This is a genomic window from uncultured Enorma sp., assembly GCA_905210055.1.
Classification (GTDB): Bacteria; Actinomycetota; Coriobacteriia; order Coriobacteriales; family Coriobacteriaceae; genus Enorma.
Genome location: CAJLVH010000132.1, coordinates 1 through 5,485 on the forward strand (window position 1 = coordinate 1; position 5,485 = coordinate 5,485).

Sequence of the window (5,485 nt, forward strand, 5' to 3'; positions counted from 1 at the left end):
CGCTCGCCGCCGGTGCCACCCTCGCCATCCTGCCCAGGCGCCTCTTCAGCGCTCCTGCGGAACTCGTCGAAGCGCTGCGCGAACGCCAGGTGACGGTGCTCGTGTGGGCAGTCGCGGCGCTTTGTCTGGTAAGCAGCCTGCATGCGCTCGACGGCGGCGAGCTGCCGAATATCCGTCTTGTACTGTTCTCGGGCGAGGTCATGCCCCAACCGCACCTCGTACGATGGATGCAGAAGCTCCCCGATGCCACCTTCGCAAATCTCTATGGCCCCACCGAGGTCACGTGCAACTGTCTCTACCACGCGGTCGATCGCAACCGCGCTTACCCGGGAAGCCTGCCGCTGGGTAACGCCTTCCCCAACCGCCGTGTGCTCGTACTCGACGAAGCGGGACATCCGGTCACGAAACCCGGCCAGGAGGGCGAGCTCTACGTGGGCGGTCCGGATATCGCGCTGGGATACTACGGCGACCGCAAGCGCACCGAGGCAGCGTTCGTGCAGAACCCGCTCGCACACGCGCTCCCCGAGACGCTCTACAAAACGGGCGACCGCGTGAGCGTGGGCGAAGGCGGCGAGCTCTTCTTCTGCGGACGCATCGATAACCAAATCAAGCATCTTGGCCATCGCATCGAGCTTGAAGAGATCGATGCCGCCTTCGAGCGCGAACCGGGCGTCGAGCGCTGCCGCTGCGCCTACGACGAAGACCGCCATCGCATCTACGCCTTCTACGAAGGCACGGCCGAAGGCAGGGAGCTTCGCGCCGCTGTGGCGAAGCGCCTGCCCATACCCCTCGTCCCCGCCCGCGCGATCTGCGTCGACGCCATGCCGCTCACCAAAAACGGCAAGGTCGACCGCCGCGCGCTCCTTGCACTCGTCACCCTGCGAGGGGCATCCGCAGCTCCTTTGCCCGCATCCGTCACCCCGTCCCCTGCATCCGTCACGCAAACGAGGAGGTCATGATGACAGATTCGCACCTCACCGACGCCGAGCTTTCCGCGCTTGCGCAAGCATACGGCACCCCGCTCTACGTCTTCGACGAACGCGTCCTCGCCGAGCGCGTACACTACCTGCGAAGCGTCTTTCAAGAGCCACTTGAGCTCTGCTTTGCCATGAAGGCGAACCCGTTCGTGTTGCCAGAGGCTACGCCACTCGTCGACCGGATCGAGGTATGCTCGCCTGGCGAATACCGCATCTGCCGGGTGCTCGGCATACCGCAGTCGAAGCTCGTCATCTCCGGCGTGTACAAAGACGAGGAAACCATCGCAAACGCCCTCGGCAGCACGCAACTGCCCGCAGCGGTGACGATCGAGTCGCTCGGCCAGCTCGACCTCGTGGAAGCGCTCGCGAACCGTCGCGGCGAGCGCGTACGCGTGCTGCTACGCCTGAGCAACGGGAGCCAGTTCGGCATGGATCGGCAGGATCTTATCGAGGCGGCGCGCCGCGTGCTTGCCCATGAGCACCTCGATGCGCTCGGCATCCAGCTCTTCACCGGCACGCAGAAGACCTCGCTCGCCCGGCTTGGCCGAGAGCTCGACGCTCTCTCCTCGCTCATGCTCCAGCTCGAGCGCGCGCTTGGGTGGCGGCCGAAGGAACTCGAAATCGGTCCTGGGTTACCCATTGCATACTTCCCCGGCGACGACCTCGACGAACACGCGTTTTTCACCGCGTACGCGCGCATGCTCGCGAGTCTCGCGTTCGACGGGCGTATCGTGCTGGAACTCGGACGGAGCCTCGTTGCCTCGTGCGGAACTTACCTCACGAGCGTCGTCGATGCAAAGCGCGTGGGCAGCCAGAACTACGCCATCGTCGACGGCGGCATCAACCAGCTTGTGTACTTCGGCCAATCCATGGCCATGCGCCAGCCGCCGGTACATCTGGTGAGCGACCGCATTGCCGAGCAACCGCGCTCCCCCGAGCCGGTGGAGCGCGCGGATGTGGACGCCCCTTCCCCGGATGGGGGTGCTGAACTGGAAGCGTGGACCGTGTGCGGAGCACTCTGCACGACGAACGACCTGCTCGCGAAGCAGCTCCCCCTGCCAGGACTCACGCTCGGCAGCGTCCTCGCCTTCGAGAAGACGGGTGCCTACAGCATGACCGAGGGCATCTCGCTGTTTTTGAGCCGCGACCTTCCGCGTATCGCCATCGTCGACGCAGGCGGGCGGAGCCGGCTGGTGCGCGAGGGCATCCGCACCGACCCCTTCAACACGCCACGCTGGGCGCTCTGCGCATCCGAGCAACCGAATCCCCACACGAACGCGTAACCGCTACCCCCTTATACATATGCAACTGCGCCTCTATTGATAAGACGACAGAAAGGAAACTCCCATGGAAACCATCATCTCCCTGCTCGAAGAGCTCAAATCCGGCGTCGACTTCGCCTCGAGGACGGATCTCGTCGATAGCCGCGTGCTCGACTCCCTCACGATCCTCGCTCTCGTCTCCGATCTTGAGGATGCCTTCGACATCACCATCCCCGCCGTGGAGATCGTGCCACAGAACTTCAACTCCGTCGCCGGCATCTTGGCCATGGTCGTCCGCCTGCGCGAGAGCGGCTTCTAGGAGACCGTCATGACCTCGTACTTCTCGCTCGCGATGCTCGGCGCCTTCCTACCAGCGACGATGCTCGCCTATCAGATTATCCCGCGCCGCGCGCGCTGGGTCGTGCTCCTCGCGGCAAGCTACGCGTTCTTTTGGAGCATCAGCGGGGCGCTGATCGTCTACCTCCTTGCCGCGACGGTCACGATCTGGCTCATCGGCCTGGGGCTCAGCCGCCTCATCCAAGCGCGTGCGGAAGCGCTCAAGGAGCCCGGTGCCGATCGGCGCGCGGTGAAGCACTGGCACCAACGACGCATGAAGGCCGTGCTCGCCCTCGGCATCCTGGTGAACATGGGCATGCTCTTCAGCTTCAAGTACGTTCCCTTCACCGCACGAACGCTCGCCCCGCTGGCAACTCCGCTCCTCGCGCCTTTCGGCATCACCTGGCCGGAACACGTCGCCGGCATCGCAGCCCCCATCGGCATCTCGTTCTACACGCTGCAAGCGATCTCGTACCTCGTCGACGTGTATCGCCAACGCATCACCGCCGACACGAACCTTGGCCGTCTTGCCTTGTACCTCGCGTTCTTCCCGCAGATCATGGAAGGCCCTATCTGTCGCTACGACCAGACCGCGGGCGTCCTCATGGCGGGCAATCCCATCACGGCAGAGGGGCTCTCGACGGGCGCTGTGCGAATCTGCTGGGGGCTTGCCAAGCAATACCTGGTTGCCAACCGGGTGAATATGCTCGTCAAAGCCGTCTTCGCAAGCTCCGGCTCCTACGGTGGGGGCATCACGCTGCTGGCGGGTGCGCTCTATACGCTGCAGCTGTACTGCGATTTCTCGGGCACCATGGATTTCGTGGTGGGCACGGGCAGAATCTTCGGCGTGCGCCTGCCCGAGAACTTCCGCCAGCCCTTCTTCTCGCGCACCGCGTCTGAGTTCTGGCAGCGCTGGCATATCACGCTGGGACTTTGGCTCCGCGATTACGTGTTCTACCCCGTCTCGCTCAGCACCCCGGTGAAGCACGCGGGGCATGCAGCGCGCAAGCTGCTGGGAAACCATATGGGCTCGGTCGCGGTGAGCGGCATCGCGCTTCTCGCCGTGTGGTTTGGCAACGGACTCTGGCACGGAGCGGGCGGGCAGTACGTGCTCTTCGGCCTCTATTGGTTCGCCGTCATATGGCTCGGCGGGTTTGCCGAGGTACTCGCGCAGGAATGGTGCCCGCGCCTGGGCATCCGTCGCGACGGCACGGTGTGGCGCGCCTTGCAGCACGTCCGCACGCTCGGCATCGTCGTGGTGGGCGAGATCATCTTCCGCGCACCCGGTGGCAGAGCAGCGCTGAAGCTTCTCGCCGAGGCGGTGCGGAATCCCTCGATTAGTTCGCTCTTCGACGGAACCGTGGCGAAGCTCGGCCTCTCCTCCGCCGACGCCGTCTGCCTGCTCATCGCGCTCGCGGCGCTCCTCGTCGTTGGCCTCATGCGCGAGCGGGGAGCATGGAGCGCCGAGCGACTATGGCGCGTCTCTCATCTTGCGCCGTGCCTCATGTGCTGCGCGCTCTTCTTCATCGTCATCATCTTCGGCGCGTACGGCACGGGTTATGTCCCCGTCGATCCCATGTACGCCTCGTTCTAACACGAAATGCAGCAGCCGAATAATACACGGGATGACGGGCGGCGCGGCACACTCCCGTGGTAAAGCCCCCTCCCTTCTTCCCGCATCCCACCGAAAGGACCACCATGCACCTTCCCCGCTTGCGGCACGTCGCCTTCGCCGCTTTTGTGGCAGCGGGCATGATCTGCCTGCTCGCACTTGCCTCGCGCGTCGTCGTCCCTAAGAACAACCAAGTGGAATTCGGCCAGGCCGACGCCCCCGCCTTCGGCGTGCTCGGCGAGCCGCGCGATAGCATCGACGTGCTCTTCCTCGGCGATTCCGAAGCGTACTGCTCGTTCTCTCCGCTCCAGCTCTGGGGCGAGCAGGGCATCACCTCGTACGTGGCGGCCACGAGCGCCCAGCGCCTCCCCTATACGCGCTCGATTCTTCTGAAGGCCTTGCAGAACCAGCGCCCGCGCGTCGTGGTACTCGAGACGAACTGCCTCTTCCGCAAGACGCCCACGGGATTCGCAGCCATCCGCGCGCTCTCCGATATCTTCCCCGTCTTCGAGTACCATAGCCGCTGGAAAAGCCTGCGACCGGAGGATTTCATCTCGACGCCTCGCGCCACATGGACGGATCCGAACAAGGGGTATCGGCTGCGTACCTCGGTGAACGCCGCGAGTGCCGAGCGATCGCGCACCTATATGGAGCCGAAGGGCGAAACCGCGACCATCCCTGCGCTCAACCGGTGGTACCTCGACGACATCGCACGCATCTGCCGTGAGAACGGGGCGCAGCTCGTTTTAGTGAGCACGCCGAGCGTGAAGAACTGGTCGCTAAGCCGCCATGCGTGCGCTGAACAGGTAGCGGCGGAGCTCGACGTTTCATACATCGACTTCAATATGGGAAGCGAGCACGTCGATATCGACTGGGAACGCGATACGTTCGATAAAGGCGACCATCTCAACTTGTACGGCGCCCAGAAGACGACAAGCGCCATGGGCGTCCTGTTACGCCAAACGTTCCACGTCCCCTCGCACGCAGGCGACGATGCCTACCAATCCTGGGACGACAACTACGCACGCTACCAAAAGGACGTGAAAAAGGCCTCCCGAACGGGCGAATGAGCCATTGGCCAAAATCCCCCGTCCCCAATGGCGGGCTTGGCGCGCCAGCGTCACTTTGGGGACGGGTACGTTTGTGTCAAAAACGTCACAAACGTACCCGTCCCCAAAGTGACGCACCCGTCCCCAAAGTGTTAATCGCGCCTGTAACAAATGGGTTTCGGGACTTGGAACGATGGCGAGCGCCGCCTGGGAACGGCATAATGGTGCACCACGAACCATCTATCGTCC

General features: G+C 63.9%; 5 protein-coding genes. All 5 read left to right on the forward strand.

Annotated features, from left to right (window positions below):
- Positions 1–959 (forward strand): AMP-binding protein (locus tag QZ079_RS07815; protein WP_297037269.1); only part of this gene is annotated, 959 nt, incomplete at its 5' end.
- On the forward strand, positions 956–2,260 hold the full coding sequence (locus tag QZ079_RS07820; RefSeq protein WP_297037270.1) for an alanine racemase: 1,305 nt from the start codon (positions 956–958) through the stop codon (positions 2,258–2,260). The genes QZ079_RS07815 and QZ079_RS07820, both read left to right, overlap by 4 nt.
- A 64-nt stretch (positions 2,261–2,324) precedes the next feature.
- Complete coding sequence (locus QZ079_RS07825; RefSeq protein WP_297037272.1) at positions 2,325–2,558, forward strand: phosphopantetheine-binding protein; 234 nt, start codon at positions 2,325–2,327, stop codon at positions 2,556–2,558.
- 9 nt (positions 2,559–2,567) lie between these two features.
- Positions 2,568–4,169 (forward strand): MBOAT family protein, encoded by a 1,602-nt coding sequence (locus QZ079_RS07830; RefSeq protein ID WP_297037274.1) that lies wholly within the window; start codon positions 2,568–2,570, stop codon positions 4,167–4,169.
- A 104-nt stretch (positions 4,170–4,273) separates the two neighbouring features.
- Positions 4,274–5,257 (forward strand): hypothetical protein, encoded by a 984-nt coding sequence (locus QZ079_RS07835; protein WP_297037276.1) that lies wholly within the window; start codon positions 4,274–4,276, stop codon positions 5,255–5,257.
- The last annotated feature ends 228 nt before the right edge of the window (positions 5,258–5,485 follow it).

Coding starts and splice junctions, on each gene's coding strand:
- QZ079_RS07820 (WP_297037270.1), top strand. CDS start 956: ATGATGACAGATTCGCACCTCACCGACGCCGAGCTTTCCGCGCTTGCG.
- QZ079_RS07825 (WP_297037272.1), top strand. CDS start 2,325: ATGGAAACCATCATCTCCCTGCTCGAAGAGCTCAAATCCGGCGTCGAC.
- QZ079_RS07830 (WP_297037274.1), top strand. CDS start 2,568: ATGACCTCGTACTTCTCGCTCGCGATGCTCGGCGCCTTCCTACCAGCG.
- QZ079_RS07835 (WP_297037276.1), top strand. CDS start 4,274: ATGCACCTTCCCCGCTTGCGGCACGTCGCCTTCGCCGCTTTTGTGGCA.